We start from the raw sequence: 444 nt of genomic DNA, 5'->3' as shown, positions 1-444 counted from the left end.
ACGACCCCATGGGTCGTCTAAAAAGCCAGCGTACCATCCAGAACGGCACACAAACGCTTCACGGCAAACAAAACCCGTTGGCCGGCGGCGCCGTCAACCGCCGCTACGCCTATGACAAAGCCGGCAACCTGATTCAAAGCGCCGACCAAAGAAGCGGCGTCCTTAATTACGTCTACGACAAAATCGGACGCATTCAGGAAGCCCGCAACAGCCAAACCGGCCGCAGCGAAACCTTCGCCTTCGACCCCGCCCACAACATCCTTTCCGACAAAACAGCCGAAGGGAAGGGCAAAGGCAGCAACGTTAGCAGCGGCAACCGCCTCAAAGAATACAACGGCATCGAATACACCTACGACGCACTGGGCAACCTGATCTACCGCCAGCTGCCCGACGGCGAAAACCAATATTACCAATACGATTTAGAAAACCAACTCGTCCGCGCCG

The 444-nt window shown here is 56.5% G+C and carries 1 pseudogene; it reads left to right on the top strand.

The annotated features are described in order from the left end of the window. Positions 1–8: 8 nt before the first annotated feature. Positions 9–444 (top strand): annotated as a pseudogene (locus ACTHR2_RS10540) (DUF6531 domain-containing protein); the annotation flags it as partial.

The organism is Neisseria sp. P0006.S004 (genome assembly GCF_051963015.1).
Lineage (GTDB): Bacteria > Pseudomonadota > Gammaproteobacteria > Burkholderiales > Neisseriaceae > Neisseria.
Note: the sequence above shows the minus strand (reverse complement) of the source record. Positions and strands in the feature narration are given on the sequence as shown.